Origin of the sequence: Xanthomonas sp. BRIP62418 (assembly GCF_003993495.1) — a bacterium.
GTDB classification, from domain to species: Bacteria; Pseudomonadota; Gammaproteobacteria; order Xanthomonadales; family Xanthomonadaceae; genus Xanthomonas; species Xanthomonas euroxanthea.
The window spans coordinates 48,437-72,787 of the sequence record NZ_QEZG01000026.1 but is presented as its reverse complement, the minus strand read 5'-3'; the positions used below and the strand labels follow the sequence as shown (position 1 = coordinate 72,787).

26 protein-coding genes are annotated in these 24,351 nt (G+C 66.3%); 7 read left to right on the top strand and 19 right to left on the bottom strand.

Going from position 1 to position 24,351, the window contains the following annotated elements:
• Positions 1-377: 377 nt before the first annotated feature.
• On the bottom strand, positions 378-1,628 hold the full coding sequence (locus EO174_RS03910; RefSeq protein WP_164740075.1) for an efflux RND transporter periplasmic adaptor subunit: 1,251 nt from the start codon (positions 1,626-1,628) through the stop codon (positions 378-380).
• Positions 1,629-2,060: 432 nt separating this feature from the next.
• Between EO174_RS03910 and EO174_RS03905 the strand changes: the two genes are divergently transcribed.
• The 3 genes from EO174_RS03905 (at position 2,061) to EO174_RS03895 (ending at position 4,906) form a co-directional block, all read left to right on the top strand.
• The gene (locus tag EO174_RS03905) at positions 2,061-3,248 is read left to right on the top strand and encodes a sensor histidine kinase (protein ID WP_126942390.1); all 1,188 of its coding nucleotides are present in this window, start codon (positions 2,061-2,063) and stop codon (positions 3,246-3,248) included.
• A gap of 89 nt (positions 3,249-3,337) precedes the next feature.
• Positions 3,338-3,940, top strand: a complete 603-nt coding sequence (locus EO174_RS03900) for a response regulator transcription factor (RefSeq protein ID WP_104649953.1) — start codon at positions 3,338-3,340, stop codon at positions 3,938-3,940.
• 177 nt (positions 3,941-4,117) lie between these two features.
• Positions 4,118-4,906 (top strand): ThuA domain-containing protein, encoded by a 789-nt coding sequence (locus EO174_RS03895; RefSeq protein WP_126942387.1) that lies wholly within the window; start codon positions 4,118-4,120, stop codon positions 4,904-4,906.
• 242 nt (positions 4,907-5,148) lie between these two features.
• On the opposite strand, the gene EO174_RS03890 is transcribed toward EO174_RS03895, so the two are convergent.
• From EO174_RS03890 to EO174_RS03850, 9 genes are all read right to left on the bottom strand, one after another.
• Complete coding sequence (locus tag EO174_RS03890; RefSeq protein ID WP_104649955.1) at positions 5,149-5,691, bottom strand: cytochrome b; 543 nt, start codon at positions 5,689-5,691, stop codon at positions 5,149-5,151.
• The gene (locus EO174_RS03885) at positions 5,688-6,782 is read right to left on the bottom strand and encodes a catalase family peroxidase (RefSeq protein WP_104649956.1); all 1,095 of its coding nucleotides are present in this window, start codon (positions 6,780-6,782) and stop codon (positions 5,688-5,690) included. The genes EO174_RS03890 and EO174_RS03885 overlap by 4 nt, the downstream gene beginning before the upstream one ends.
• A 589-nt stretch (positions 6,783-7,371) precedes the next feature.
• Positions 7,372-8,742, bottom strand: a complete 1,371-nt coding sequence (locus tag EO174_RS03880; RefSeq protein ID WP_126942384.1) for a leucyl aminopeptidase family protein — start codon at positions 8,740-8,742, stop codon at positions 7,372-7,374.
• 42 nt (positions 8,743-8,784) lie between these two features.
• A complete protein-coding gene (locus EO174_RS03875; RefSeq protein WP_104584849.1) occupies positions 8,785-9,522 on the bottom strand; it encodes an HAD family hydrolase in 738 nt (245 codons plus the stop codon).
• Between the two features lie 129 nt (positions 9,523-9,651).
• Positions 9,652-10,758 carry an AI-2E family transporter gene (locus EO174_RS03870; protein WP_104584851.1) on the bottom strand — a complete coding sequence of 369 codons (1,107 nt, stop codon included), beginning with the start codon at positions 10,756-10,758 and terminating at the stop codon, positions 9,652-9,654.
• 187 nt (positions 10,759-10,945) lie between these two features.
• A complete protein-coding gene (locus tag EO174_RS03865; protein WP_104584853.1) occupies positions 10,946-11,329 on the bottom strand; it encodes a hypothetical protein in 384 nt (127 codons plus the stop codon).
• Positions 11,326-11,814: a hypothetical protein gene (locus tag EO174_RS03860; protein WP_104584855.1), complete on the bottom strand. Its 489-nt coding sequence runs from the start codon at positions 11,812-11,814 to the stop codon at positions 11,326-11,328. Before EO174_RS03860 ends, EO174_RS03865 begins: the two co-directional genes overlap by 4 nt.
• A 3-nt stretch (positions 11,815-11,817) precedes the next feature.
• A complete protein-coding gene (locus EO174_RS03855; protein ID WP_006450942.1) occupies positions 11,818-12,180 on the bottom strand; it encodes a hypothetical protein in 363 nt (120 codons plus the stop codon).
• Positions 12,181-12,296: 116 nt separating this feature from the next.
• Positions 12,297-13,736 carry a Do family serine endopeptidase gene (locus EO174_RS03850; RefSeq protein ID WP_104584857.1) on the bottom strand — a complete coding sequence of 480 codons (1,440 nt, stop codon included), beginning with the start codon at positions 13,734-13,736 and terminating at the stop codon, positions 12,297-12,299.
• Between the two features lie 242 nt (positions 13,737-13,978).
• Between EO174_RS03850 and EO174_RS03845 the strand changes: the two genes are divergently transcribed.
• The gene (locus EO174_RS03845) at positions 13,979-14,797 is read left to right on the top strand and encodes a histidine biosynthesis protein HisIE (RefSeq protein ID WP_126942381.1); all 819 of its coding nucleotides are present in this window, start codon (positions 13,979-13,981) and stop codon (positions 14,795-14,797) included.
• A gap of 309 nt (positions 14,798-15,106) precedes the next feature.
• Here the strand turns inward: EO174_RS03845 and EO174_RS03840 are convergent, their stop codons facing one another.
• The 8 genes from EO174_RS03840 to EO174_RS03805 form a co-directional block, all read right to left on the bottom strand.
• Positions 15,107-15,769 carry a DUF3313 domain-containing protein gene (locus EO174_RS03840; protein ID WP_126942378.1) on the bottom strand — a complete coding sequence of 221 codons (663 nt, stop codon included), beginning with the start codon at positions 15,767-15,769 and terminating at the stop codon, positions 15,107-15,109.
• 59 nt (positions 15,770-15,828) lie between these two features.
• A complete protein-coding gene (locus EO174_RS03835; protein ID WP_104649963.1) occupies positions 15,829-16,119 on the bottom strand; it encodes a hypothetical protein in 291 nt (96 codons plus the stop codon).
• Positions 16,120-16,232: 113 nt separating this feature from the next.
• On the bottom strand, positions 16,233-17,417 hold the full coding sequence (locus tag EO174_RS03830) for an ATP-binding protein (RefSeq protein ID WP_126942375.1): 1,185 nt from the start codon (positions 17,415-17,417) through the stop codon (positions 16,233-16,235).
• Positions 17,414-18,079, bottom strand: coding sequence for a response regulator transcription factor (locus tag EO174_RS03825; protein WP_126942372.1), 666 nt, complete (start codon positions 18,077-18,079; stop codon positions 17,414-17,416). The genes EO174_RS03830 and EO174_RS03825 overlap by 4 nt, the downstream gene beginning before the upstream one ends.
• A gap of 148 nt (positions 18,080-18,227) precedes the next feature.
• Positions 18,228-19,115 carry a TIGR01777 family oxidoreductase gene (locus EO174_RS03820; RefSeq protein WP_126942369.1) on the bottom strand — a complete coding sequence of 296 codons (888 nt, stop codon included), beginning with the start codon at positions 19,113-19,115 and terminating at the stop codon, positions 18,228-18,230.
• Positions 19,116-19,316: 201 nt separating this feature from the next.
• Entirely contained in the window at positions 19,317-19,910 is a 594-nt protein-coding gene (locus tag EO174_RS03815; RefSeq protein ID WP_126942366.1) for a DUF4142 domain-containing protein, read from the bottom strand.
• A 94-nt stretch (positions 19,911-20,004) separates the two neighbouring features.
• Positions 20,005-20,271: a hypothetical protein gene (locus EO174_RS03810; RefSeq protein WP_164739212.1), complete on the bottom strand. Its 267-nt coding sequence runs from the start codon at positions 20,269-20,271 to the stop codon at positions 20,005-20,007.
• Positions 20,272-20,299: 28 nt separating this feature from the next.
• Positions 20,300-20,581 carry a hypothetical protein gene (locus EO174_RS03805; RefSeq protein ID WP_104584871.1) on the bottom strand — a complete coding sequence of 94 codons (282 nt, stop codon included), beginning with the start codon at positions 20,579-20,581 and terminating at the stop codon, positions 20,300-20,302.
• A 388-nt stretch (positions 20,582-20,969) separates the two neighbouring features.
• Between EO174_RS03805 and EO174_RS22865 the strand changes: the two genes are divergently transcribed.
• The 3 genes from EO174_RS22865 (at position 20,970) to EO174_RS03795 (ending at position 23,224) form a co-directional block, all read left to right on the top strand.
• A complete protein-coding gene (locus tag EO174_RS22865; RefSeq protein ID WP_164739817.1) occupies positions 20,970-21,146 on the top strand; it encodes a hypothetical protein in 177 nt (58 codons plus the stop codon).
• A 108-nt stretch (positions 21,147-21,254) separates the two neighbouring features.
• A complete protein-coding gene (locus tag EO174_RS03800; protein WP_126942489.1) occupies positions 21,255-22,355 on the top strand; it encodes a DUF3182 family protein in 1,101 nt (366 codons plus the stop codon).
• Positions 22,355-23,224 carry an alpha/beta fold hydrolase gene (locus tag EO174_RS03795; protein ID WP_126942363.1) on the top strand — a complete coding sequence of 290 codons (870 nt, stop codon included), beginning with the start codon at positions 22,355-22,357 and terminating at the stop codon, positions 23,222-23,224. Before EO174_RS03800 ends, EO174_RS03795 begins: the two co-directional genes overlap by 1 nt.
• Before the next feature lie 115 nt (positions 23,225-23,339).
• Here the strand turns inward: EO174_RS03795 and EO174_RS03790 are convergent, their stop codons facing one another.
• Entirely contained in the window at positions 23,340-24,152 is an 813-nt protein-coding gene (locus EO174_RS03790) for a hypothetical protein (protein ID WP_104584879.1), read from the bottom strand.
• Between the last annotated feature and the right edge of the window lie 199 nt (positions 24,153-24,351).

Sequence of the window (24,351 nt, the reverse complement as noted above, 5' to 3'; positions counted from 1 at the left end):
CTCCTGACGGTGCAAGGGAAAGAGGCAAGCGCGATGCAGCGTGGCGACCGCGCTGGAATGAGACGGCAACACGGCGATGCGATGACGGTGACGGTGACGCGGCAAGACGGTGCGAGGCTTGCTGACGACGGACGCAACTGCTGGGTGAAAACCGCGACGACGCATGGCGGCGGCGAGCCAAGCGTGGTTCTGCAATGACCGATGACAAGTGCGGATCGCGATCGACCGCGCTCCCGGCGCCATGGCGACATCGCTGTGTGCGATCACAACCCCATCCAGGCGCAACGAGCGCATACGCCGCCGGCTGCCACTATGGGCGCCGCGCTCGCCGCAGCGGCGTTGCTGCCCAGCGTTGTTGACTGCAATATCCGTTGTGGTTATTCGGCAGCGTCCGCTTCCGCGTCCGCCTCGGCCACCGTGTCGCCATCTTTCAGCCCTTGCGGCGGATCCAGCACCACGCTGTCGCCTGCACTCAAGCCCGATACCACCTGGCGGTCCTGGCCCATCACCATGCCGGGAGTGACCGTCCTTGCGGTGACGGTGTTGCGCTCGCCAAGCACGAACGCGACCGTGCGCGTGTCGCGTTCGACCAGCGCCGCACCCGGCACGCGCACGCCCTGCGGCTTGCTGGCCTCCTGCGTGTTGGCCCGCTCCAGAAAGCTCACCCGCACGCCCATCTCCGGCACGATGCGCGGGTCCTTGAGCTTGAACGCCACGCGCACCTTCACCGTGGCCTTGCCGCGATCGGCGGTGGGAATGATGGCGATCACCTCGCCGGGAATCTTCCATTCCGGGTAGGCGTTGAGCACCGCTTCCACCGGCATCTTCGGCTGCACGCGGCCGATGTAGGACTCGCCCACTTCCACTTCGATCTCCAGCGATTCCATATCCACGATGGTGCCGATGCCGGTGCGGGTGAAGCCGCCGCCGGCCGACAGCGGCGAGACGATTTCGCCGGGCTGGGCGGCCTTGGCGGTGACCACGCCGGCAAACGGCGCACGCACCACGTTGAAGTCCGAGCGGATCGCCGAGATCGCCAGCTGGTCCGATGCCACGCGCACGTTGCGTTGCGCACTCTGCAGCTGTGCGCGCAAGGCATCGCGTTGTGCAGTGGCCTGCTCGTATTGCGAGCGCGACACCAGTTGCGCGCCGACCAGCGATTGCAGCCGCGTCGCATCGGCATTGGCCACCGCCAGCTGCGCCTGCATGTTGTCGACCTGGCTGCGTGCGGCCGACAGTTGCGATGCCGACAGCGTGCGCTGTGCATCGGCATCCAGCGGGTCCAGCGTCGCCATCACCTGGCCCTGTTCGACACGCATGCCTTCCTCGATCATCACCTCGCGCACCTTGCCGGTGACCTGCGCCGACACCGTGGCCATGCGCCGCGCCACCACGTAGCCGGATGCGTCCAGCACCGAGGCGCTGCTGCTGCCGGCGCTGATCGCCACCACCGGTGCGGTCTGCACCTTCATCACTGGGCGTCTGGTGAACCACCACGCCGCGGTCGCCAACAGGATCACGATGACCACCGCGGCGATGATCCAGCCACCGCGCCGTGCAGGTTCAGGGGCAGCAGGACGCTGGCGGTCGATGCGCAGTTGCTTGAGCAGATCGGCAGAAGTATTCATCGATAACCGGGACGGGATGCTGCGCGGAATGTGACCGGACGCGGGCGGCGCCGCAAGCTGCCGGAAGTCACCAATGCAGGTGGGGCGACGAACGGTCGCGCGATCGACGCGGCTGCAAGGTGCTGCGCAGCATGCGACCGTCGCGGCACCTCCACCAGTGACAGCTGTCACCTGCCGTCCATGACAGCGGCAACTGGCCGGGCTTTGCAGCATGCGCGAGGCTGCAGCATCCTCATACTGCCGGATTGGCCATGCGCTGCGTTCATTGCTGTTGTCGGCCTGCGCGATTGCCCGGGTCGGTGCTGTGCAGGATCACCACGAGCGGGCGCGGCGCAGATGCATGAGCGTGCCGGTTCGCAGCGAGCTGCCGCATCGGGCGCCCGGCCGGGCCCGGCAGTGGCAGAATCCGATCACTCACACGGACCCATCCCGATGCGCTTGTCGCTGCCCGCCTGGCTTCGCCCCGCCGCCACGTCGCAGGTTGCCGCACGGCTGGCGCAGGGCCAGTCGCCGTGGATGGATGCCGTGCATCTGCTGTGGTCGAGCTGGGTGTTCGTGGTGCCGGTGTTTTCGCCACGTGGCTACGACAGCACCTGGCTGCTGTGCACCGTGCTGTCGTATCCGGTGTTTCTGCTGTTGTACGCGCGGATGTTGCTGGCGCCGCGCGGCACGCTGTATCGCTACGCCTGGGCGATGGGTGCGCTCAGTGCCGCATTGCTGCCGGTGTATCCGGCGGGGATCAGCTATTTCGTCTTCGCCTGCCTGAGCCTGCGCCCGTCCACACGGCATGCCATGTGGCGGCACTTCGCGATGCTGGTGGTGATGAACGTGCTCTACCTGGGTTGGGCGCACTGGCTGGGAATGCGCCTGCAGTCGCTGGTGTGGCTGCCGGTGTCGGTGCTGGGCATGGCCGGGGTCGGTGCGGTGTACAGCATCAACGAACGCAAGGACGCATTGCTGCGCCTGTCGCAGGACGAAGTGCGCCGGCTGGCGGCCACCGCCGAGCGCGAACGGATTGGCCGCGATCTGCACGATCTGCTCGGCCACACCTTGTCGCTGGTGGCGCTCAAGTCCGATCTGGCCGCGCGTCTGATCGAGCGTGATCCGCAGGGGGCACGCAGCGAGATCGATGCGGTGGCGCAGATTTCGCGCGATGCCCTGGCGCAGGTGCGGCGCGCGGTCACCGGCATTCGCGCGGCCGGGCTGGTGGCCGAGCTGGCGTCGGCGCGGGTATTGCTGGACATGGACGGCATCGTGCTGGAACACGACCTGCAGACGCTGGCATTGCCGCCGGAACACGAAACCGCGCTGGCGCTGGTGGTGCGCGAGGCGGCCACCAACGTGCAACGGCATGCGCGGGCCAGACACGTGCGCGTGAGCTTGCGCGCGCACGGCGACCAGGCTGTGCTGGACATCAGCGACGACGGGCGCGGCGGGGTGATCGTGCCCGGCAATGGCCTGGACGGCATGCGCGCACGCCTGCGCGGCCTGGGCGGCGCGCTGGAGGTGGAAGCGCTGCCGCGCGGCATGCGCCTGCGCGCCAGCGTGCCGTTGCCGCAGCCCACACCGGTGCCGGCGCAGCCGCCGGTGCCGGTCCCGCTGGTGACACCGTCGCGCTGATCGCACGCACGTCCACTGCATCCACCCATGCACGGCAGGCGCCACCGCTGCTATCGTGCGCCACCGTTGTCTGCATACGAGCGCGCGCGATGATCCGGGTGTTGTTGGCCGAAGACCAGGCGCTGTTGCGTGGCGCATTGGTCGCCTTGCTTGGGCTGGAAGACGATATCGAGGTGGTCGGCAGCGCAGGCGACGGCGAAAGTGCCTGGCGCGACCTGCAACGCCTGCAGCCGGACGTGCTGATCACCGATATCGAAATGCCCGGCTTGACCGGCCTGGAACTGGCCCAGCGTATCCAGCGCCAGGCGCTGCCGGTGCGGGTGATGATCGTCACCACCTTCGCCCGCCCGGGATTTCTGCGCCGCGCGCTGGATGCCGGTGTGGCTGCCTATCTGCTCAAGGACGCGCCGGCCGAACAACTGGTCAGCGCACTGCGTCAGGTGCAGCGCGGCGGCCGGGTGATCGACCCACACCTGGCCCTGGACGCCTGGGTGGAAGCCGACCCCCTGAGCGAACGCGAGCGCACCGTGTTGCGGCTGGCCGGCGAAGGGCGCTCGGCCAGCGAGATCGCGCAGCAGCTGCAGTTGTCGCACGGTACGGTGCGCAACTATCTGTCCGAATGCATCGGCAAGCTGGGCGTGGCCAATCGCATCGAGGCGTATCGGCTGGCCCGGCAGAAAGGCTGGCTGTGAACCGGTGAGGCAGACGCGTTGCGCTGTCAGCGGGCGCAGCGCTGGATGGCATTGGCCATGCGCTGGCACGCATCACTCGATCACCGGCGCAGCGGACAGCTATTCCAGATCATGCGCAAAGCATGCCGTGCAGGCGCAGGTACACTGCCGGGCCAGAACGATTTCCGAGCGAACGGCATGAAACCTCTGTGGCTGTTGGGTCTGCTGCTTGTCTGCGCATTCAATGCGTCCGCCGAGCAGTTCAAGATCCTGGTGGCGGCAATTCCCAACCAGTATCACCACGACTATATCCCGGTGGCCAAGCCGCAATTCGAAGCGATGGCGCGCAAGCATTATGTCGAGCTGGTCTGGGCGTGGAATGCCAAGGCCTTCGATGGCGATCTATCGCAATACGCGGCAATCGTGCTGCTCAACACGCCGGCCACCGATCTGGATCCGGCGCAACGCGCGAACTTCCAGAAATACGTGCGCAACGGCGGCGGCGTGGTGGCGGTGCACAAGGCGTTTGCGATCAAGCGTGGCGACTGGGAGTGGTACGACCATCTGATCGGCCGCGCGTTCCGCACCCATCCGTACATGCAGACCGCGATGGTCGACGTGGTGGACCCCAACTTCCCGGCCACCGCCGGCCTGCCCAGGCGCTGGGTGTGGACCGACGAGTGGTACGAATACGATCCGCCGTACAGCGATGACCTGGTCACACTGCTGACGGTGGACGAGAGCAGCTACGACCCCACGCTGATCTGGCCGGGCCAGGTCGCCAAGGGCATGGGCACCCAGCACCCGGTGGCCTGGTACCACCAGTTCGAAGGCGGCCGCGTGTTCGCCACCGCGCTCGGCCATCTGGCCGAGGCCTACAACGACCCGCGTTATCTGGAGCATCTGTATGGCGGGATCTACTGGGCCGCGACCGGCAAGGGCATTCAGGCACCCGCGCCAGCGGCCAAGACGAAGCGCCAGCGTTAGATCCTGGCCCCTCTCCCGTCGGGAGAGGGGTGGGGTGAGGGTACGGGGGTAACGCCACTCCACATGGCAGCGAAGCCGATGCTTCGCCCGCACCCGCATCCGCCCCTGCGGGGCACCTTCTCCCAGCGGGAGAAGGGAAGACCAAGCCCCTCTCCCACTGGGAGAGGGGTTGGGGTAAGGGTACGTCCGCGCAGTGAAATCACTCAGCGCAACACGTCTTCCAACACCCCCCATCCAATCCGTCAACGCGCAGACCGCTCCCCGCGCGCCATGCTGGAAAACACGCCATCCCGGCGTACCCAGGCATGGAACAGCGCTGCGCTCAGATGCCCCAGCACGGTGGCGAACAACAGATACGCCAACCACCCATGCGCGCTGCGCAGCCAGGCGTACAGCGCCGGATCGTGCGGTGCGATCGGCGGCAGGTTCGCACCCGGCCACAGCACGATCGGATACGCACCGGCCGACAGCATCGCCCAGCCGATCAACGGCATCCCCAGCATCAACGCATACAGCAGCCAGTGCGAAGCGATCGCGGCGGCCTTCTGCCAGGCCGGCAGGTCGGCCGGCAGCGGCGGCGGGCGGTGACGCAGGCGGTTGATCAGGCGCAGCACCGCAAGAACCAGGATCGCAATGCCCAGGGGGCGATGCAGGTCGATCAACCACGGCCGCTGCGTCACCGACGCCACCATGCCCACGCCGACGAACAGCATGGTCAGGATCATCGCGGCCATCAACCAATGCAGGATGCGCGCGGGCAGATTGAAGTGGGGATGGCTGCTCATCGGTGCGCTCCCTGGCCGGTGGCAGCGTTGCCTGTGCCATTGGCGATCTCATGCTCGCGCCGGTTGAACGATTGCGAATACACCGACGAGCGCGCCGCCAGGATCGGGTCGTTGGATCCGGCGATGCCCTTGGGCAGGATCAGCGGGTCGTAATTCAGATCGCGGCACGGGCCGGTGGCCTGCGGTTCGGCATGATCGATCGACACCGTGCCGGCCACGATCTGCTTGCGGCTTTCCGGCCATGGCTGCGAGGGATCGTCCACCGCATCTCCAGGCTCGGCCACGGTCAGCACCATGTCCCAGCGCAGCGGACCCTGCGCCAGGCGGGTGTCCAGGTCGGTGGCGAGAAAATCGCCATCGGCCTGCGCGCGCTGCTCGGCGCTGAGCTCCTTGAACGGCGTATGCGGACGCATCGACCAGCGGATGTAGCGCTCGCGTCCATCGGCCGCAATCGCGCGGAACGCATTCACCCCGTTGTATTGGGTGTTGGCCCAGCTGTTGGACCACGGCGCGGTCTTGGCCCACTGCTGGAACTTGGCCGCTTCCGGATACTGCTTGCCGAACGCGGCCAGCTTGGCCGGATCGGGCTTGCCGGTGGCCGGGTCCGGCCTGGAGGCCACATTCAAGGCCTGAAAACCGGCCGGCGTGGCCACCACGAAGAACGGAAAACTGTTCATCGCGGTGCGCCATTCCTGCCCGTCGTCGCTGCGCAGCAGCAATGCCATGCTGCGTACGCGCGCCGCGCCGTCGGCGCCATGCGGGTCGCCGCCGCCGATCGACATGCGCCCGAGCACCGGCGTGCTGGCCTGGCTGAAGATGCGTGCCGACGACAGCCAGGTGGCCTTGCCGCTGGCCTTGAACTCCCCGCTCACACACACGCCCTTGGTGTGCGCGCGGCGAAAGCCCGGATGCGGCGGCCCGCTGGCTTCGATGGTGTCGGTCATGCGCGCGGCAGTGAGCCGGTCGCCACCGATCCAGCCGGCGGTCCAGGCGAACGCCACCGCGATACCGCCGGCAATCGCGGCGATACCGAGCAATGGCGCCACAACACGTGCGCGCTGCGGGGGTGGAGCGGGAGGTGGCAAGTTCATGGCTGGCTCCGGTGGCAATGCGGCAAAGAGTCGATGCGGTGAGGCGTGTGGCACCGTGGTCGCCACCCCGCCCAACCTGCGGCACCGGTACGACCCGTGGGCGCATAGTCCACGCTCCAGTGCGTCTGGTGTGTGATGCCGCGACCAAAGCGGTGATGAATGATCCAGATGACGGGCAATGGCGCAGCGTGCTCAAGGCACTACGCCCTCGACCCGCTCGGCTTGGGGATAGTCAAACGACGCTGAAGCTCGAGCGCTCGCTCGCCTTTGGAGGTAATCGAACGGAGTGGATGCGTCGGTTGTGGAGCGGATGATCTGCGGGTTTGCTGCAGGCCCCTTGCCGCCCACCCTCGCGGGGCACGCTGCAAGTATGTCCATGTAAGCTCTTACGCGGCAATCCATGCCGCGTAAGGTCCCGCGACGGTGGGCGGGCAAGGACCAGTCGGGATGGTCGGTGTGCATGGCTGCGAGCCGTGAATGCGGCGCAGGCTGATCACGCACTTTAATCCGATCGACGTCGCTGCCATTGTCGACATCACTTCACGCGTCGACGAAGGCGAGTTTGTTGAAGCCGTGCTGTCAGCCGGCCTCAGCCGCCGTAACGTTGCTCGAGCATCGCGTAAGCCGAGCGCAACGCCAGTGCCTCGCCGCCAGCCGGGCGGCCGGGGCGGTCGCTGTCGTTCCAGGCGTAGACGTCCAGATGCGCCCACGGCTGGCCCGGTGCGACAAAGCGCTCCAGGTACAGCGCGGCGGTGACCGCGCCAGCCATGCGCGAGCCGGCGTTGGCCATGTCGGCGACATGGCTGTTGAGGTAACGCAGGTACGGGCGCCATAGCGGCATGCGCCAGACCGGGTCACGGGTCTGCTCGCCGGCGTTCAACCAGGCCTGCGCCAGCGCATCGTCGTTGGCGAACAGCGCGGGCAGGTCCGGCCCTAGGGCGATGCGTGCGGCGCCGGTGAGCGTTGCGAAATCCAGGATCAGATCGGGGCGCTGCTCGGTGGCGTAGCTCAGCGCATCGCACAGCACCAGGCGGCCTTCGGCATCGGTGTTGTCCACTTCCACCGTGACACCGGCGCGGGTGGTGATGACTTCGCCCGGGCGGAACGCATCCGGGCCGACGGCGTTTTCCACCGCGGCGATCAACAGGGTCAGCCGCACCGGCAACTGCTGCGCCATCACCAGGCCGGCCAGCGCCAATGCATGCGCCGCCCCGCCCATATCCTTTTTCATGTTGCGCATGCCATCGGCCGGTTTCAGGTCCAGCCCGCCGGTGTCGAAGCACACCCCCTTGCCGACCAGCACCAGATGCGGATGCGCCGCGTCGCCCCATTGCAGCGTGATCAGCCGCGGGGCCCGGTGCGAGGCACGCCCGACCGCGTGGATGGTGGGGAAGTTCTGCGCCAGCAATTCCTCACCGACGATGGCCTCGACCTGCGCACCGTGCGGTTGCGCCACTGCACGCGCGGCCTCTTCCAGATGCTGCGGGCCCATGTCTTCGGTCGGGGTATTGACCCAGTCGCGCACGCGGATGCAGGCCTGGATCAAGGCGCGCGTGTGCGGCGCCGGTGTAGCGGCCAGTTCGGCCGGTGCGCGCGGCACCTTGCGGTAGCGCGAGAAGCGGTACGCGCCCAGGCCCCAGCCCAGGTGCAGCAGCGCCTGCTCGCTCTCGCTCAGCGCGCTGGCCAGCGTCCAGCGGCTGGCCGGCGGCAGCGCCATCGGCGCGTGCGCATAGGCGTAGGCATCGGCGCGGTCGCCGATGCCCAGCACCGCGCCGGCTAGCCCCTGTTCGCCCGGCAGCAACAGCACGCTGCCCGGCGCCGCATCGAAACGCTGCGCCTGCGCCCACGCCAGCACGCGGGTGGGCTGCTCGGCGCACCAACCTGCAAAGCCTTCGCGGTCGAGCACATGCAGCGGCAGGGCTGCGGCGTTGGGATCGATGAAACCGGTGAGCTGCGACATGGAAATCCTCGGAGGCGGCGCCATGCGCCGAGCAAAAGTGGCTCAGGCGGGAAGGCGGATGCCAGCGTGTGCGGTGCCTGGATGCGGCTGCTGCGCGTCCAGCCAATCGGCCAGCCCGGTCATGGAGTCGAACTCCAGATCCGGCTGCTGGGTCGGGTGCGACCACTGTGCTCGGTCGCGATTGATCCAGCAGGCGCGCAGTCCGGCATCCAGCGCGCCAAGCACGTCCATGCGCACATGGTCGCCCACATGCAGCACCTGTGCCGGCGGCACCTCCAGGCGCGCGCAGGCAGCCAGGAAGATGCTCGGGTCGGGTTTTGCGCTGCCGTGCTCGCGCGAGCCCAGCTGAAACGCGAAGTGATGCATCAGCCCGATGCGCTGCAGATCGGCATTGCCGTTGCTGAGCGCCGCCACCGGCACGTGCGCGGCGATGCGTGCCAGCGCGTCCAGCGCATCCGGGTAGCACTCCACCTGGTTGCGCGCGGCGTAGAAGACCTCATACGCAGGCTCCAGCAAGGCCAGATCGCCGCCGCTTTCGCGCAGTGCCATTTCCAGCGTCAGCCGCCGCAGCGCGCTGAGATCGTGATGCAGGTGCGGGTTGTCGGCAAAGCTGCGCTCGCGCAGTTCGCGCATCGCCTCCACCGGAAACCGCTCGGCGGTGACCGGACTGTGCTCGCGCATCCAGTCGTACAACACCTGGTCGATCCGCGCCCCGATCGGCGCAAAGGGCCACAACGTGTCGTCGAGGTCGAGAGTGATGGCGCTGATTGGGAAACTCATCGCGAGATTGTAATGCCGGGAATGGGGAGTCGGGAATCGAGAATGGGTAGAGCAACGCTTTGGCGGGCTGCTTCACTGCTCTTGCGATTCCCGATTCCCGATTCCCGATTCCCGAATCCCCAATCCCGGCTACTCAAGCAGCCTGGCCCAGCGCTGCATTCCCTCCACCCGGCTCAGCACCATCTTGATGCAGACCAGCAGCGGCACCGCCAACAGCAGGCCGATCATGCCCCACAGCCAGCCGAACAGCATCAGCGCCAGGATCAGCATCAGCGGCGAGATCGCCATGCGGCGGCCGAGCACGATCGGAGTGACCACCTGGCCCTCGATGGTGTGCAGCGCCAGATACAGGATCGCCGGCAGCATTGCCGACAAGGTGGTGCGGAATTCCACAAAGCCCATCAGCAGCATCAGCATCACGCCGATCAACGGACCCACGTACGGTGCGAAATTGAGCAGCGCCACCACCGTGCCCCACAACAGCGCTTCGGGCAGCGGAATCTTGAGCACATAGAGAATGCCGGCAAAGACCAGCCCGACCAGCGTATTGATCACGCTGATGGTGAGCACGTAGCGCGAGACCTCGCGCTCGATGTCCAGCATGATTTCGGTGGTGAAGCGTTGCTGCTGGCGATTGGGCAGCAACGCAATCGCATGCCGTTGCAGGCTTTCGCCGTAGACCATGAAGAAGAACGTCAGCAGTACCACCGCCAGCACCGAGGCGGCCAGTTTCGGCGTGCGCACCAGCGCCTTGTAGGGGTCGTCCATCTGCGTGCGCACGATCTGCACGCTGCGCTGGCCGTCGCCGCCGGCGGCGCGCGCAAAGTTTTCCGCGGCCTGGTTGGCCTGCATCATCGGCTTGGTGAAATCGCGCACGTCGCGCGCAATCTGGCGCATCTGTCGGGGCGCCTGCTGCACCCACTCGGCTGCCGGCCCGGCCAGCTGCGCAGCCAGCGCCACGGTCGCGGCCAGGCCCAGGCACAACACCATCAAGGCGCCGAGAAAGCGCGGGATATACAGCTTGCGCAGACCGCGCAGGATGGGATTGCCGATCAAGGCAAAAAACGCTGCCAGCATCACCGGCAGGATGATCGTCTGTGCCGCCCACAGGGTGTAACCGACCGCCAGCGTGGCCAGCACCACCAACGAGACCGGTGCGCGCGGGCGCGGTGCCGGTGGCGGCGGAAGCGAATCTGCCGCAACGGCAGCATCCATTGAATCGACGGGAAGAGTCATGCGCGCCCTGGCAGCGGACTGGCGTGCTGCCAGCGGTGCGCCATTATCAGCCGAACGCGTCAACACCGCGCACAGAGGGTGTGCGCAGGATGTCAGGCCCCGATGATGTCAGTGGCGGGCTCTGCCGTGTACCGGGTGGCACACCTTGCGCAGCGTGATCCCGGGCGATGGCCCGGGACCGTCGTCATTACGCGGCGCGATCAACCGGTGCCTGCACCACCGTCACCGGTGGATCGGCAGCGACCTCTTCGGCATTGTCGGCGGCACGTTCGGCCTGCTCGGAGGCTTCCTGCGCACGATGTGCAGTGAACAGAGCAGAGATCGTGCTGATCATCTGCAGGATTTTCGGGATACCGCCCAGCTTGCTGGCGATACTGCCCAACGCCGCCTGCGGTTCGTTACGGCCGGTGACAAAACCCAGGCCGAACCCGACCACCACGATCCGCAACGGGGACCATCCGGCACGCCAGGTGTCACGCAGTTCTCCCCAATGCAGGCGCGTTTCCTGTGCGCGCCCTTCCACCAGGAATTCCGCGCGATCGACGCGCTGACGCAAGGTGCCAAACTTCATGTACGTGCTCCAGTGGCAGCCGATGCATGGGCATCGTCGTCGTCGCTGCTGTCATCGAAGATGCCCAGCTTGACCAGCTGACGGCGTGTTGCATTCAAGCCGGTGTGGTCGAAGTAGAAGAACACGCGCCACGCCGCGATACCGGTGACCAACAGGCTGGCCAACGCGGTGAAAAACATCGCCTGGAACCACGACAGCCCCGCGCGTTGCAGCAGGGCGATGATCGCACCCGCCAGCAACAGCCACGACGAGGCGCCGAAGACCACGGCAACGCATGCCCAGGCCAGTCCGCGCCCGAAGGCACTGCGTGCAAGTTGTAAATCGGCCGACACCAGCCGGCGCAATGCCCGGCTGGTGTCCTTGGCCGAGCCCAGCGTCGCACGGCCGGCTGCGCCGACAGCACGTACGCTTTCGTCCAGTCCTGGCGTTTCCGGCCGCGCGTTGGGCGCGTCGGAGGCGGCAGCTGTGGAGGCCTGATCGCTCACGACTTAGTTGTCGTTGCTGCGTGCCAGCTTGGCAATGATCCAGCCGGTCGCGAACGCCACACCGAACGCAGCCAGCGGCCGCTCACGGATCAGATCGGTCGCGCTTTCCAGCAGGTCGTTGCCCTTGCTGACCAGCACGTCGAGCTGCTCCTTGGCAGCGGCGCCGCCGAACTCGGCAGCCGCCATACCGGCCAGTGCGGTATCGGAGAGCTCTGCCTTGACGTTGGCACGACCAAGCTTGAGTTCGTCGCCGGCAGCACTGGTGGCGCCTTTGACGGCTTCGCCTGCGGCGCTGGCGGCAGACTTCAGGTGGGTGCTGGCTTCGCTCAGGTTTTCTTTCAGCTGGTCGGTATTGGTGGGGCTCATGCGATATCTCCTTCGGTCATTGATGGCAGCCGCGAACAGCATGCGGGCGTGGTGCAGCAATAGCATCGCTGCGGTGTAGGAGGTGTTAGTGCAGGTCGAGGGCAGTGCACGCCATGTCAACGCATCAACGCGTCGTATTGCGCATTGCCACGCAGGATGCGCACCACCAGTTGCTGCGGCTTGCGCTGGAAATTGGCGCGCCAGCTGGCCAGATCGGCAAACTCGCCCACGCTGCTGGCCACGATCACATCGCCGGTGACCAGACCATTGGCTGCGGCACGACCGCCGCGTTTGACCTCGCTGACCATGACGCCGGTGATGCCGGACTGGCGCAGCGATTCGGGCAGATCCACGAAGGTGGCGCCGCCCAGGCGTGGGTCGAGCATGTCGCCGGTGACCGCGCGGTCCTGCTCCTTCAGTGTCGCGGTGAGCGTGAGCGGTTTGCCATCGCGGCGAATCTCCAGCCTTACCGCGCTACCGACCGCCTGCAGGCCTTCATAGTTGTGCAATGCCTCTGCGCTGTCCACGCGTTGGTCGTTGGCCGCCACCACCACATCGCCCGGCTGCACGCCTGCGGCCGCCGCGGCGGACCCTGGCAACACGCGCGTCACCAGCGCGCCGCGCAACGAATCCACACCCAGGCCCTGCAGCATCTGCTGGGTGAGGTTCTGGGTTTCCAGCCCGAGCGTGCCGCGCACGACCACGCCCTTGGTCACCAGTTGCTCGACAACATTGCGCGCCAGGTTGGAGGGGATCGCCAGGCCCAGGCCGATGTTGCCGGCCATGCTGCCCTGCGGGTTGAAGCTGGCGGTGTTGATGCCCACCAACTGGCCCTGCAGGTTGACCAGCGCGCCGCCGGAATTGCCCGGGTTGATCGAGGCATCGGTCTGGATGAAGTTCTGGTAGCCCAGCCCGCGAATCCCGCTGCGGCCCACTGCCGAGACGATGCCGGAGGTGACCGTCTGGGTAAAGCCGAACGGGTTGCCGATCGCCACCACGAAGTCGCCCACGCGCAGCGCGTTGCTGTCGGCCAGCTTGATGTCGGTGAGCTTGTCGGCCTTGATGCGGATCAACGCGATATCGGTATCGGCATCGGAGCCGATGAAATCGGCCTTGACCGTGCGCCCGTCGCCGAGCGTGACCTGCACGTCGTCGGCGTTTTCGATGACATGGTGATTGGTCAGCACGTAGCCCTTCTGCGCATCGATGATCACGCCCGAGCCCAGCGATTCATTGATGCGGTCCTGCGGAATCTCCGGGAACAGCCGGCGCAGGATCGGGTCGTTGAAGAACGGGTTGCGCACGCGCACCACCTGCTTGGTGTTGACGCTCACCACCGCCGGCATCGCCTGTTGCAGCATCGGCGCCAGCGACGGCACCGGTTGCCCGGCCACGGCGGCCGGCAACGCGGCAGCCGCCGGCAGGCTGAAGGTGGTGGCGGCGCCGGCCGGTGTGGCCTCGGCGCGGTTGTCCATCCAGGCATTGATGCCGGTGGCGGCAAAACCGCCGAAGGCAGCGGCCAGGGAAAGTGTCAGCAAGGTAGGCAGCGGGCGCATGCAACGAAGTCCGGGTTACGCGGTGGAAGAGGAATAGGGCGTCTGACTGCGTAAATCAAGCTGAACGAGAGTGCCAGCGGGCAATTTAACGCGTGGTGAAAGCGCAGCAGATCCCTTGCGGGCCCTGCGTTGACAGCCGCTTGAGCCCGGCGTAGCGTCCGCTTGATCCGATGCCTGTTCAGCATACGCATGCCGCTGCGCATCGCCCGCGTTTTCCGCACTGACGCCCTTAAGGAGGGTCTATGAACAACGGCAATGGTGTGACGGCAACCCTGTCCGACGCTGTCGAGAGCGTCAAGAGCACGGCCACCGAACTGGGCGAGACCATCGCCAGCACCACCAGCGACGCGGTGGCCAGCGTGCAGGACGCGGCCGGTACGGCGGCAGCGCAGGTCAGGACCGGCGTCGCCAAGGCGCGCAAGGCCGTGGTCAAGGTCGAACAGCGCGTCGTCGACAAAGCCGGCGATGCAGCCACCGCGGTCAAGCGCGGCGTGGCCAAGACCAAGCGTTCGCTGGTGTCGGGCAAAGCGGCCGCCAAGGACAAACTGGCCGCCACCAGTGCTGCCGCCAGGCAGAAGCTCGCCTCCACCAAGGATGCGGCCAAGCAGAAGCTGAGCACCACCACCGGTGCTGCCAAACAGACACTGGCCAACACCAAGGCCAGCGCCAGGCAGAAGCTGGAGACCGCCAAGGCCAATGCCAAGGCCGACGCGGCGGCGCTCAGTGCCAAGACGGCCGCCAAGAGCGCGGCGCGCAAGAGCGCGGTGGCCACGGTGGGTGCGCGCGCAGCAGCGAAGAAGGCGGTGGCCAAGTCGGCCCCGGTCAAGAAGCCGGTCGCCAAGACCATCGTCAAGCCCGCCGCCAAGAAGGCGCCGGTGGCCAAGCAGACCGCCACCAAGCAGGCTGCAGTGAAAAAGGTGCCGCTCAAGAAGGCGGTGACCAAGACCACCTTGAAGAAGGCCGCCAAGGTCACCAAGACGCCGGCCACGCGCGCCGTGGCCAAGACCACCGCCGCCCGCAAGGCCGTCGGCAAGAAGGCGGCCAAGCGGGTCACGCGCTGAGGCTGCAGCGCCAAGAGGGTATGGCCCGCTGACAACACGTTGGCGGCGCAAACTGACAAAGGCCGGCGCTGTCCGTACGGCGCCGGCCTTTTCGTGGGTTGATCGTGACCCGGCGACCACGGTCTTGCTGCGCTCCTGTGATCGGGCAGGTGATCGGATCTGACATCTGGGCTGGATTGGGCCTCTGGTCCGTACCCTCATCCGCCCCTGCGGGGCACCTTCTTCCGGTGGGAGAAGGAAACTAGAAGCCATCGCTTCCGATAATCCGATTCTCGATTCCCGATTCCAATCCCGAATCCCGAATCCCAGCTAATCCATTCCCTTGACCAACTGCTCGGCGCCCTTGCGGATACCGGCCTTGGCGGCGTCGTAGGCGCCCAGGCTGGCCTTGATGTTCATTGCGCTCGGATACTGTTTTTCGACGTAGGCGGCGAGCAGGTGGTTGCTCTGCGCGTCGAAGATTTCCACCGCGTAGCTGACCGAGCCGGAAAACGCGCCTTCCTTGCCGCGTGCGGCCTGCACCGCGTTATAGGAACCGCCGCCCAGATCCACCTTCATGAAGGTGCCCAGCACCCGCTTGCTGGGTTTGGCACCGGTCAGGCTGATGCGCACGCGCAATGTGTCGCGATCGGCCACTGTCGCGCGTTGCCAACGCTGCCCGATCGCATTGCCGAACTCCTGCTGCATGTAATCGGCGAGCATGCGTCTGTCCTGCTCGGGCACGTCTTCGAATTGCGCGTCGGGACCGCGATAGATGCTGACCGGCTCGACCAGTGCGGCGCGGTAACGTGTCCAATCCACCGCGCCCTGGTAGGCGTACGGCATGCGGTCGCCGCGGCTGCCAACGTGCGGGCGCAGATAGCTTGAAGATGGCAACTGGCTGTACGGCATCGGGCGCGTACTGGCACAACCGATCAGCGTCACGCCGACAACCAGCAGCGCGCAGCAACGGACAAGGGAATACGACGACATGGGCAAATACCTGGAGAGGAAGCAGATAGGGACAAGCACGCGCGAGCGGGGCCGCGCGCTCAATGCATCAGATAACTGGCCACCGCCAGCGCAAACACCACTGCGGCGGCAGTGAACAACACACCGCCGTTGGCCCAGCGCTGCAGCCGGCGTGCCTGGCGCGCGCTACGGATATCCGGCAGTGCGCGCCAGATGTCGCGATTGCGCGTGCCTGTGCGGCCACAGCGGAATTCCCGTAGTGCCGCGTTGGTGACGGCGGCAGGGATGACGCTGTCGTTGGCGGCCGCGTGCGGTGCCAGCAGCGCGACGGCAGCGGGGACGAGCGGGGTGGAACGGATCGAGTTGACCATCACCAGGCATCCTGGATGCATGCGGTGAATGCACTGTAGGCAGCGGGTGTTGGAAACTTATTGGCTTGGGCGACAACGACAGACGATAGGCGAGCGCCGCGCGCCGCCTGCGTTCAGCCAGTGTGGCGCACGCCTTCGCCGGCGAACACCACGCGCACGCACAGGCCGCGGCCCTGGTGGCCTTCGCAGGTTTCGATGGTGGCCGCGTGAAGGCGCGCGATACCGGCCACCAGCGACAGCCCGATCCCGCTGCCTTGCACCTGGCTGCCGGCGACCCGGTAGAAGCGTTCGAAGATGGACGCGTGGGCGCTTTCCGGCACGCCCGGACCGTCATCGCTGACCTGCACGAACGGATGCAGCGCATCGGCGCGCAGGCAATAGCCGCAACTCACTTCCACCGTGCCATGGAGGCGCCCATAGCGGATGGCGTTGTCGACCAGATTGCGGATCAGGATGCCCACCGCATCCACGTCGCAACGCAGCAGGCACGGCGATGCCTCCACCTGCAGAGTGATGTGGCGGGCGTCGGCCTGCACGCTGAATTCGTCCAGCACATGCGAGATCAACTCGCCCATGTCCACCTGCCGGTACGCCGCCGAACTGATGCCTGCATCCAGCCGGGCCAGATCCAGCAATTGCGCAGCCAGCCGATTGCTGCGCCGTGCGGTTTCCAGCAGCTGCTGCAGCGCCGCGTCCTTGGCCGCCAGCGTGGGCGCACGCAGCGCGACCTCGGCATAGGCATGCAGCGCAGACAGCGGCGTGCGCAGTTCGTGCGCCGCATCGGCCACGAAATCGCGCTCGGCCTGCACGGTCTTTTCCACGCGGGCCAGCAGGGAGTTGAAGGAGCCGATCAGCGGGCGAATCTCCTCCGGCACCTGCGCCAGCGGCACCGGTTCGGTGTCCAGCCCGGTGCGCTGCGCAATGGCGCTGGAAATGGCGCGCAGCGGCGCGAGCGCGGTGCGTACCGCCCACCACACCAGCAGGCCCAGCACGCCCAGTTGCACGGTGTTGAGCACCATCGCAATCAGGGTCTGCTTGAAACTCATCCGCGAGGACACATTGCCGCTCGACGCGTGCGCGTCGAGCGCAGCCTGCGGCTCGGCTTGCGTATCGAAGCGGTGCTCCAGCGCGTCGGGCAGGGCGCCGATCAGCTGGTCGCCGAAGATGTTGAGTTCCTGCTCGAACACACTGTGATGGCCCTGGGTGACCAGGGCGACCAGGATCCACAGGGAGGTGCACCAGCTCAGCAACACGATTGCGGCCAGCGCCGCCAGCATGCGCGCCTGCAGCGATTTCATTCCGGTGCCTTGCCGACCATGTAGCCCTGGCCATACACCGTGGAGATCAGCGCATCACCCAGCTTGCGGCGCAGCTGGTGAACGTACACCGCAATCATGTTGCTGCCGCCTTCGCACGGGCCGCCATAGACGCCTTCTTCCAGCTGGTCCCTGGTGACCACGCGCCCGGCGCGTTCCATCAGCGCCAGCAGCAGCCGGTATTCGTGCGCGCTCAGCGCCACCCACTTGCCGTCGCGGGTGACCTTGCGGCTGCTCGGGTCCACGCAGACATCGCCCTGCGTGAGCAGCGGTACCACCCGGCCCTGGCTGCGCCGGGTGATTGCACGCATCCGCGCCATCAGCTCGTCGAACTGGAACGGCTTGACCAGGTAGTCGTCGGCGCCGGCATCCAGGCCGCGGATGCGGTCGGTGAGCTGCCCGCGCGCGGTCAGTGCGATCACCGGCGTGGCGTCGTAATGGCCGCGCATGAAGCGGATCACCGTCAGCCCGGATTCGCCCGGCAGGCCGATATCCAGCAGCACCGCGGTGTAGCGGTGGTCCACCAGCACGGTCTTGGCGGCGTTGGCGCTGCCGACGTGGTCGATGGTCCAGGACTGCTGGCGCACGCCATCGCAGATCGCGTTGGCCAGCATGGTGTCGTCTTCGACAAGGAGCAGGTGCATAGGTGTTCCGCCGGGCCCGGGGCCAGTCCGAGATCGGCAGCACTGTCGGGGATGGTCGTTAGGCAAATATTAGTGCATGGCCGCCGGCCGTCGCAGGGCGGCCGGCGGCCCGCCCTGTGTGCAAGGCCCCGCCCGGGCAACGCGCGGGTCAGTGCTGCAGGATGGCGCGCAACGCCTCGTCCAGGCGCACATAGCGGAAGCGGAAGCCGGCCTCCAGGGCGCGTTGTGGCAGCACGCGCTGGCTGATCAGCAGCAGCTCGGCCATCTCGCCAAAGCCCAGTCGCAGCAGGCCGGCCGGCAACGCCAGCAGCGCCGGGCGATGCAGCACGTGGGCCAGGGTGCGCGCGAATTCGGCATTGGTAACCGGGGTCGGTGCGGTGGCGTTGTAGGCACCGCCCTGGCCGTGCTCCAGCAACCACAGCAGCAAGGCCACCATGTCGGCGCGGTGGATCCAGCTCATCCAGTGCCTGCCATCGCCGAACGGGCCGCCGCCACCGAAACGGAACGCCGGCAGCATGCGGGCCAGGGCGCCGCCGTCGCGGTCGAGCACGATGCCGGTGCGCACCCAGCTCACGCGCGGGCCGAGTGCGGCGATGCTGGCCGCCTCGGCTTCCCAGTCGCGGCACAGCTGCGCGGAGAAATCGTCGCCGGCAGGGTCTGCCTCGGTCAGGACGCTGTCACCACGCTCGCCGTAATAGCCCACCGCCGAGCCGGAAATCAGTACCGACGGGCGCTGTTCGGCCGGCTGCTGCGCGATCCAGGCATGCAGCTGGCCGGTGATGCCCAGGCGCGATGCCCGGAAGCGCTGCTTGCGCGCGTCAGTCCAGCGACCGGCAGCCAGCGGTTCGCCCGCCAGGTTGATGACCGCATCGGCCCGCATCCCGTCCAGCGTGTCCACCGCGGTCATGCCGGGCAGGCTGCGCCCGGCGCGGCGCGGGTCGCGGGTCAGCACGCTGACCTGATGCCCGGCCTGCAGGAGTGCCGGACACAAGGCCTGGCCGATGAAGCCGGTGCCGCCGGTGATGAGCAACTGCATGGGGACACTCCTGCGCCGAATCGATGCGGCACGATAGGCCAGCGCTGCCTGCTGCAGGGTGAAGTCGCTGCCGCATGCGTGGCGGTCGCCGCGTGGCGCCAGGACGGCGGCCGGGTGGACAGCGCGCTCGATCGGCGAGGCCCAAACGCCAACGCGCCGGACAGGCCGGCGCGTTGGATACTTGCAGACGCTGCGCCAGGCTCAGCGCGAGGAGGACACCGCGTGGGCCCGCTCGAAGTGCGCCGACACCACGCGCCGGCTTTCTTCCAGGTGCTGCTTGACCGGCGCGCTTTCGGCGGCGGGCAGCAGTTCGGAGTCGATGATCTTGATGGTGTCGCCGTGGTCGCTGACCATCGTGCGCATGAAGGCATTGCGGTAGGCGTCCTTGCCATCGGGCAGGGTCGCGGTCTTTGCCAGTGCGTCCACTGCGGCCTTGCCCTTGGCGCGCATGGCATCGGCACGGGGGCTGTCGATGGCACCCAGCGCCTTGCTCTTTTCCAGGTTGGCTTCGTGGTCGTGCAGCAGCTGCTTGGCGAACGTATCGGTCGCACCGCCCAGATCCTGGGCAATGGCCTGCTTGGCCAGCGCGATCTCGTTTTCATCCAGCGCCACCAACACGCCGAGCACGGCGGCATCGCCCTTGGCCAGTTCGGTGGCGCCAGTCCCGGAGACCGGTGCAGCAGTCGGTTCGGGGGACACGGCCGGCGCAGTCCGCGACGCATCGCCGCCGGGGCGATCGCAGGCGGTAAGGGAAAGCATGGCGAGGAGCGATGTCGCGACAAGAAGGGATTTCATGGAGGTCCTGGAAAGAGGCGGCCAACACTGCCGACGGTGAAATGCAAAGGAGCCGCTACGCGGCTCCGGTGATGCGTGGATCGGTGCCTGCCGATCAGGCCAGCTGCGGTTGGGCGACTGCGCCAAGGCCCAGCGATCTGGCCGGCGTGCGCACCGTATCCTGTGCGGTGCGGCACACGCGCGCCATGCGTGCGGTGCGTTCGCGAATCAACGCGTGTTCGCTGGCCGGGGCACTGCCCAGCAAGCTGGCGACATGGAAGCCTAGGATGTCCTCCGCGCGGTCGCCCTGGTCGCTGACGATGTGCGGAACCAACCGCTCCAATCGCTCCAGCTCCTGCTGCACTTGATACGGGGTTTTCATGATGCTCTCCAATGAGGAACGGTCTTGCTCAACTATTGCGGTTGCCTAACCGCTGCCAGCAATCGGTCGCCAACTGCTCGTAATTGGACTGCGTGCTGGATGAAATGAAGTGATGCTCCAGGCGGTCGCGAAACAGGCGCAGACGTTCCTGATCGCTCGAACGCGGTGCCTGCAGATAGATATCGCAGGCCATTTTCACCACCGGGGACAATTCGCTGAACTTGCCTGCGCCCAGGTTGCCCTGCGCGTGACGCGCCTGCCAATGCGCGATTTCGGCCTGTACATCGATGACGGATGGGTCTCTGCTCATGACTTCGCGTGGTCCGGGTTAAACAAACTTGACACGCAGGGTAACCGTGGCTGTGTCAACGGATGATCATCGAACCCGACTATTGGCCCAATCGCAGCAGCGCGTGCTTAACTGGTCAGCTTCGTTTGCGCCGTGACATGCAGGTCATGCAGTCTGCAGCGTGCATCGGCGATTCAAGTCATAGCGCAGCGGTGAACACCCGTCAGCAATCGATTGCATTGTTTTGAAAGTCCACGTTCGGCAAGGTCCCATTGCCACCGTGCATCGGGCGATCGTTGCGATGATGTCGGGGCAAACATGCACGCAATGCCGCAATTTACGGAAGATTCTGAATCGTTCCACACTTGTGTAACGTCTGATGCTTAGGATGTGGGATGACATGATGGAGATGAGAGTACTCAGGATGCAGGACAGCGAAAGCAGTCGTAAGCCGCAAGCCGCCAGCGGCACCTCGGAAGCACGTGTGTGGTGGCATGCCTTGGTGGAGTTGCGTGGGGGACGTGTCGCCATCAGCTTGATCGTCGTCCTTGTGATCGTGTTTGCGTTCTATCTGACCTTGAAGTAAGCCGGGTTCTTCCGGCGCCGGCGTAGCGCTGCATCACCGACTGCGCGGGTCTCAACTGCTTGAAAAGCCAGCAACGGCACGCGGTTCGACGCTGCGAGGGGAGACATGATGGCGCACAAGCAGTACTGCCAGGTCCTGGGGCATGTCACTCGGCCGGTGCCCGAGGATGGTCATGAGCGTGCCACGCATGCGTGGGTCTGTCGCGAAATTGCACGGCTGCTGGACGTGCGCGGCGCAGGGCATCGTGCCGCCTCCGGACCCATGGTCGCCGAGACCGTGTTTCATGTGCCCGATGAAACCCTGACGTCGGAACAGGCGCATGGACTCGGCATCGATGACGCTGCGGACTTGCTGGGCGGCATCGTGCCGCATGCCTTCCTCGCAACCAAGGTGATCGGCCACCCGCTGATTGCCGAGCAGGCAGCCAGCGTCCCCGGATGGAACCAGGCACTGGCCACCGCGCTGATTCCGGCCACGTTGGCGGGCTATACGGTGTTTTCGCGCACCGATGCCCTGCGTGCGCTGCAGACCCTGCTGCCGGATGGCGGTGTGCGACTCAAGCTGCCGACCGGCGTGGGTGGCAACGGCCAGTGGCGTATTGCCGATGCAGCGCAATTGACGCAGGTGCTGGACAGCTTGCCGGAGGACTATCTGGGCACGCATGGCGCGGTCCTGGAGCGCAATATCCTGCAGCCGGTGACACATAGCGTGGGCGAGCTATGCGTTGCCGGCGTCCAGATCGCCTATTACGGCACCCAATGCAGCGTGCGCAATGCGCAGGACGAGGACGTCTATGGCGGCTCATCGCTGCATGTGTATCGCGGATCGCTCGAAGCGCTGGCCGTGACGGCGCTACCGCCGCTGCAACAGCGTGTGGTCGCGCAAGCCTGCAGATACGATCGATTCATCACCGCCGCCTATCCTGGGTTGCACATCTCGCGGCGCAACTACGATGTGGTCAGCGGCGACGATGGAAGGAACGGTGCGGTCTGCGGCGTGCTGGAGCAATCCTGGCGCGTCGGCGGCGCCACACCGGCCGAGCTCGCCGCAATTGGCAGCTTTCAGGACGATGCCAACCTGCGCTGGGTGCATGCATCCACGCACGAGATCTATCAGGGCGAACCGCCCGCAGATGCGCAGATCTACTACCGCGCCGAACGCTCTGGGCCGGGTCCGCGCTTCAAATACAGGAGGGTATCCACCACGTAATGGAAGCCAAACTTTCCAGCATCCAGATCCCGGTCGACCAGGACGAACTCAGTGGCACCTTGCTCACGCCCACCGGCATTCCCGCCGTGCTGTTCGTGCATGGCTGGGGCGGTAGCCAGCATCACAGCCTGGTGCGCGCGCGCGAAGCGGTCGGCCTTGGCTGCATCTGCATGACCTTCGACCTGCGTGGCCACGAAGGCTATGCGTCCATGCGCCAGAGCGTGACACGCGCGCAGAACCTGGACGACATCAAGGCGGCCTACGATCAGCTTGCCGGCCTGCCGTATGTCGACCCGCAATCGATCGCCGTGGTCGGGCTCAGCTACGGTGGCTACCTGTCCACCTTGCTGACGCGCGAACGCCCGGTGGAATGGCTGGCGTTACGCTCGCCTGCGCTGTACAAGGACGAGCATTGGGATCGCCCCAAGGTCAGCCTCAATGCCGATCCGGAATTGATGGAATACCGGCAGCGCGTGCTGACCCCGGACGACAATATCGCCTTGGCGGCCTGTGCCGACTACAAGGGCGATGTGCTGTTGGTGGAGGCGCAACACGACGTGATCGTGCCGCATCCGGTGTTGCGCAATTATGCCAATGCCTTCGTCAATGCGCGCTCGCTGAGCGCGCGGGTGATTGCCGGTGCCGATCACGCATTGAGCATCAAGGAACACCAGCAGGAATACACGCGGACCCTGATCGACTGGCTGACCGAAATGGTGGTCGGCCGGCGCATCGCCCTGGCCAAGGAAGTGGTGGCCGCACGCAAGCAGATGCTCAAGCAGCAACAGGGCGATGCAGTGTCATCGCCCGGGCAGGGCGCGCGCGAATTTCGTGGCGACATCCGTGCCGTGGAAAATAGCTCCAGCTGAGTCGTCCACGCAATGGGGTCGGCGTCCCCGTTGATGTTTTCGACAATGAAGAACGGGCCCATCGGGCCCGCTCTTTTTCACACATCAGCGTGGCCTGCTGCCAGGCCGCGACACCTCAGACGCGCGGGTCGGTCGGGTTGCGACGTGCAGCCTGATCGTGATTCTCCGAATCGAAGGCTTCGCGCACGGCATGCTTGGCCTTTTCCCAGCTCAGGCGCGAGTTGGACTTGAAACGGTCCCAGCCATCGCCCAGGTCGCGTTCCAGATGGTCGTCCCACTGGCGGCCGACATATTGCTGACGTGCCTGCATGCCGTAACGATAGGCAGGGCGATAATCGTCGTAGGAATATTCGGCGTCGCGATAGCTCGCGCTGTCGAAACGGCCTTGGTAATGCGTATCGCCCTCGCGATAGACGCTATGCGTGCGATCGGCACGCTCCCAGGCATCGCGCGCGGCAAGGCGTGCCTCTTCCCATTCCAGGCGCGATTCGCCGCGATTGCGCGGCCATTCGCCAGCCAGCGTGGCCTCGGTTTCTTCCCAGGTGCTGGTCGGACGTGTTTCGCGCGCCTGCAGGCCAAAGCCATAGACGGTGGCGTAATCGCGGTCGTAATCAGTGCCTTCCTTGTAGTAAGGACGGTTCTGGTGCTCCTGACGCCAGTATTCGGTTTCCACCGTCGGGTCCAGGCGCTCGGCTACGCCCTTGCCGGCTGCGGCACCGGCCACCACGCCAACCGCCGCGCCGATCAGCGTGCCCAGCGGACCGAACACGGTGCCGGCCAGCGCACCGGCGGCAGCGCCGCCTGCGATACCGCCCACACCCACACCGACGGGATGCGAACCGGGTGTACCGGAGATCGGATCACGGTTCAGATCCTGCGCTTCGGCCTTGCGTTCCTGCTTGTCGAGAGGGGTGTCGTGGTTGCTCATGTCGTCTCCGTGTGCCTGTAGGTGCGTCTGTCGAGCAGATCGCGAACGTGGCCCACCTTGGCCAGCCTGGAGTGAAACGCGTGTGCTTGGATGTGAGCACCACCGCGACAAGACTGAACTGTGCATTCGCCGCAATGGATGAGGCTGGTCGATAGGAGATAGACGTACGACCGTATCGCCTTGCAGGTGTTGGATGCCT

Bases quoted from the DNA above. Each gene is read 5' to 3' on its own strand.
- EO174_RS03910 (WP_164740075.1), bottom strand. From the start codon at position 1,628: ATGAATACTTCTGCCGATCTGCTCAAGCAACTGCGCATCGACCGCCAG.
- EO174_RS03905 (WP_126942390.1), top strand. From the start codon at position 2,061: ATGCGCTTGTCGCTGCCCGCCTGGCTTCGCCCCGCCGCCACGTCGCAG.
- EO174_RS03900 (WP_104649953.1), top strand. From the start codon at position 3,338: ATGATCCGGGTGTTGTTGGCCGAAGACCAGGCGCTGTTGCGTGGCGCA.
- EO174_RS03895 (WP_126942387.1), top strand. From the start codon at position 4,118: ATGAAACCTCTGTGGCTGTTGGGTCTGCTGCTTGTCTGCGCATTCAAT.
- EO174_RS03890 (WP_104649955.1), bottom strand. From the start codon at position 5,691: ATGAGCAGCCATCCCCACTTCAATCTGCCCGCGCGCATCCTGCATTGG.
- EO174_RS03885 (WP_104649956.1), bottom strand. From the start codon at position 6,782: ATGAACTTGCCACCTCCCGCTCCACCCCCGCAGCGCGCACGTGTTGTG.
- EO174_RS03880 (WP_126942384.1), bottom strand. From the start codon at position 8,742: ATGTCGCAGCTCACCGGTTTCATCGATCCCAACGCCGCAGCCCTGCCG.
- EO174_RS03875 (WP_104584849.1), bottom strand. From the start codon at position 9,522: ATGAGTTTCCCAATCAGCGCCATCACTCTCGACCTCGACGACACGTTG.
- EO174_RS03870 (WP_104584851.1), bottom strand. From the start codon at position 10,758: ATGACTCTTCCCGTCGATTCAATGGATGCTGCCGTTGCGGCAGATTCG.
- EO174_RS03865 (WP_104584853.1), bottom strand. From the start codon at position 11,329: ATGAAGTTTGGCACCTTGCGTCAGCGCGTCGATCGCGCGGAATTCCTG.
- EO174_RS03855 (WP_006450942.1), bottom strand. From the start codon at position 12,180: ATGAGCCCCACCAATACCGACCAGCTGAAAGAAAACCTGAGCGAAGCC.
- EO174_RS03850 (WP_104584857.1), bottom strand. From the start codon at position 13,736: ATGCGCCCGCTGCCTACCTTGCTGACACTTTCCCTGGCCGCTGCCTTC.
- EO174_RS03845 (WP_126942381.1), top strand. From the start codon at position 13,979: ATGAACAACGGCAATGGTGTGACGGCAACCCTGTCCGACGCTGTCGAG.
- EO174_RS03840 (WP_126942378.1), bottom strand. From the start codon at position 15,769: ATGTCGTCGTATTCCCTTGTCCGTTGCTGCGCGCTGCTGGTTGTCGGC.
- EO174_RS03835 (WP_104649963.1), bottom strand. From the start codon at position 16,119: ATGGTCAACTCGATCCGTTCCACCCCGCTCGTCCCCGCTGCCGTCGCG.
- EO174_RS03830 (WP_126942375.1), bottom strand. From the start codon at position 17,417: ATGAAATCGCTGCAGGCGCGCATGCTGGCGGCGCTGGCCGCAATCGTG.
- EO174_RS03825 (WP_126942372.1), bottom strand. From the start codon at position 18,079: ATGCACCTGCTCCTTGTCGAAGACGACACCATGCTGGCCAACGCGATC.
- EO174_RS03820 (WP_126942369.1), bottom strand. From the start codon at position 19,115: ATGCAGTTGCTCATCACCGGCGGCACCGGCTTCATCGGCCAGGCCTTG.
- EO174_RS03815 (WP_126942366.1), bottom strand. From the start codon at position 19,910: ATGAAATCCCTTCTTGTCGCGACATCGCTCCTCGCCATGCTTTCCCTT.
- EO174_RS03810 (WP_164739212.1), bottom strand. From the start codon at position 20,271: ATGAAAACCCCGTATCAAGTGCAGCAGGAGCTGGAGCGATTGGAGCGG.
- EO174_RS03805 (WP_104584871.1), bottom strand. From the start codon at position 20,581: ATGAGCAGAGACCCATCCGTCATCGATGTACAGGCCGAAATCGCGCAT.
- EO174_RS22865 (WP_164739817.1), top strand. From the start codon at position 20,970: ATGAGAGTACTCAGGATGCAGGACAGCGAAAGCAGTCGTAAGCCGCAA.
- EO174_RS03800 (WP_126942489.1), top strand. From the start codon at position 21,255: ATGGCGCACAAGCAGTACTGCCAGGTCCTGGGGCATGTCACTCGGCCG.
- EO174_RS03795 (WP_126942363.1), top strand. From the start codon at position 22,355: ATGGAAGCCAAACTTTCCAGCATCCAGATCCCGGTCGACCAGGACGAA.
- EO174_RS03790 (WP_104584879.1), bottom strand. From the start codon at position 24,152: ATGAGCAACCACGACACCCCTCTCGACAAGCAGGAACGCAAGGCCGAA.